The 2,676-nt window shown below is 60.8% G+C and carries 2 protein-coding genes; one reads left to right on the forward strand and one right to left on the reverse strand.

Translation table 11 applies throughout. The features are described from left to right. Positions 1 to 217 precede the first annotated feature (217 nt). Positions 218 to 490, reverse strand: coding sequence for an usg protein (locus tag EN994_RS26125; protein ID WP_013529022.1), 273 nt, complete (start codon positions 488 to 490; stop codon positions 218 to 220). 302 nt (positions 491 to 792) lie between these two features. Here EN994_RS26125 and acs point away from each other — a divergent pair. Continuing rightward, on the forward strand, positions 793 to 2,676 hold a 1,884-nt coding region (gene acs, locus EN994_RS26130; RefSeq protein ID WP_127307928.1), incomplete at its 3' end, for an acetate--CoA ligase.

Consider the following 2,676-nt stretch of genomic DNA (forward strand, 5'->3'; position numbering starts at 1 on the left):
GTTCGCGGGCCAGCGCCCCCCTCTGGCCTGCCGGCCATCTCCCCCTCAAGGGGGGAGATCGGATGTCGCGGCGACTTTCGCCAATCGCAGGCGTAACAAGGGGCGGCGTTGTCGGTGGAGCTGCCAATCTGCCCACTTGAGGGGGAGATGTCCGGCAGGACAGAGGGGGGCGTCGTAGAACGCCGACCTCAAGAAGCCGTTGCTGCGAAACTTGCCCCTAGTGCAGCACAAACTCCCCATCCACCTTGCGCCATTCATTCGGCGCGATCAGCTTCTGGTGGGTGTAGCTGATCGAATGCAGCGGCCCGTCCAGCTTGGCCTTCCAGAATTCGATGAACTTGATCAGCACCGGAAACTTCGGCGCGAGATCGTAGTCCTGCCAGATGAAGCTCTGCAGCAGATGCGGGTGATCGGGAAAGTGATAAAGAATCTTGGCAGTGGTCAAGCCATAGCCTTTGAGCATCAGGTCCATTTCGGCATGGTCGCGCATGACGGTCCCCAGGTTGATTCGCCTGTCCTCCCACGGCTGATTGTGCGCGCCGCTGATTAACCGTCTATTGATTTTTTCTTCATCTGAACCGGCTTTAGCTTGCGAAAACATGCGGTTAGCAGCGCACCTCTTCGAGTGCTGACAGCCCTGGAGAAGCTCCCTGCGGCATCCCGCCGCGCGAATCCAACGTCTAATGTTGCCGTAACGGCGGAACTGGTAATAATGCCGCCGAATTCGCGGCCGTGTCGCCGCGATCCCGCCGGCATTTCAAGCCGGCGATTGGTTCGGGAGGAAAGTCAGGAATGTCCGAGGTTCATGTCCATCGCGTCCAGCCGGCGTGGAAGAAAAACGCGCTGATCGACAATGACACCTACCTGAAATGGTATGCCGACAGCGTCAAGAACCCGGACAAATTCTGGGGCAAGCACGGCAAGCGCATCGACTGGTTCAAGCCGTTCAGCAAGGTCAAGAACACCTCCTTCGACGGCAAGGTCTCGATCAAATGGTTCGAGGACGGACTGACCAACGTTTCCTACAACTGCATCGACCGGCATCTGAAGAAGCGCGGCAACCAGACCGCCATCATCTGGGAAGGCGACAATCCCTACGACGACAAGAAGGTCACCTATAACGAGCTCTACGAGCATGTCTGCCGGCTCGCCAATGTGATGAAGAAACACGGCGTCAAGAAAGGCGATCGAGTCACCATCTACATGCCGATGATCCCGGAAGCCGCCTATGCGATGCTGGCCTGCACGCGCATCGGCGCCGTCCATTCGATCGTCTTCGGCGGTTTCTCGCCGGATGCGCTGGCCGGCCGCATCGACGACTGCAAGTCGACCTTCGTTATCACGGCTGACGAAGGCCTGCGCGGCGGCAAGCCGATCCCTTTGAAGGAAAACACCGACAGGGCGATCGAGATCGCCGCGAAAGCCGGAACGAAAGTCGAAAAGGTGGTGGTCGTGCGACGCACCGGCGGCAAGACCGGCTGGGTTTCAGGCCGCGACGTCTGGTATCACGACGAGATCGCGACGGTGAAAGCCGAATGCAAGCCCGAGAAGATGAAGGCCGAGGACCCGCTGTTCATTCTCTACACGTCGGGTTCGACCGGCAAGCCGAAGGGCGTGCTGCACACCACCGCCGGCTATCTCGTCTACGTCTCGATGACCCACCAATATGTCTTCGACTACCATGACGGCGACATCTACTGGTGTACCGCCGATGTCGGCTGGGTCACCGGCCACAGCTACATCGTCTACGGCCCGCTCGCCAACGGCGCCACCACGCTGATGTTCGAAGGCGTGCCGAACTATCCGTCGCAGTCGCGCTTCTGGGAAGTCATCGACAAGCACAAGGTCAATATCTTCTACACCGCGCCGACGGCGTTGCGCGCGCTGATGGGCGCCGGCGATGCGCACGTGAAGAAGACGTCGCGCAAGTCGCTGCGCGTGCTGGGTTCGGTCGGCGAGCCGATCAACCCGGAAGCCTGGGAGTGGTATTTCAACGTCGTCGGCAACGGCAAGGTGCCGATCGTCGACACCTGGTGGCAGACCGAGACCGGCGGCATCCTGATCACGCCGCTGCCAGGTGCGACCGACCTCAAGGCGGGTTCGGCGACGCGGCCTTTCTTCGGCATCAAGCCGCAGCTGGTCGACGGCGAGGGCAAGGTGCTGGAAGGTGCGGCCGACGGCAATCTGTGCATCACCGATTCCTGGCCGGGCCAGATGCGCACCGTCTATGGCGATCACGACCGCTTCGTGCAGACCTATTTTTCGACCTACAAGGGCAAGTACTTCACCGGTGACGGCTGCCGCCGCGACGCCGACGGCTATTACTGGATCACCGGCCGCGTCGACGACGTCATCAACGTTTCCGGCCACCGCATGGGCACGGCCGAAGTCGAATCGGCGCTGGTCAGCCATGAGAAGGTTTCCGAGGCCGCGGTCGTGGGCTATCCCCACGACATCAAGGGCCAGGGTATCTACAGCTACGTCACCTTGATGAAGGGTGCCGAACCCACCGAGGAGCTGCGCAAGGAGCTTGTTGCCCATGTCCGCAAGGAGATCGGCGCCATTGCTTCGCCCGACAAGATCCAGTTCGCGCCGGGCCTGCCGAAGACGCGTTCCGGCAAGATCATGCGTCGCATCCTGCGCAAGATCGCCGAGGACGATTTTTCTGCCCTGGGT

The sequence above is a fragment of the Mesorhizobium sp. M7A.F.Ca.CA.002.09.1.1 genome (assembly GCF_003998555.1).
GTDB classification, from domain to species: Bacteria; Pseudomonadota; Alphaproteobacteria; order Rhizobiales; family Rhizobiaceae; genus Mesorhizobium; species Mesorhizobium ciceri.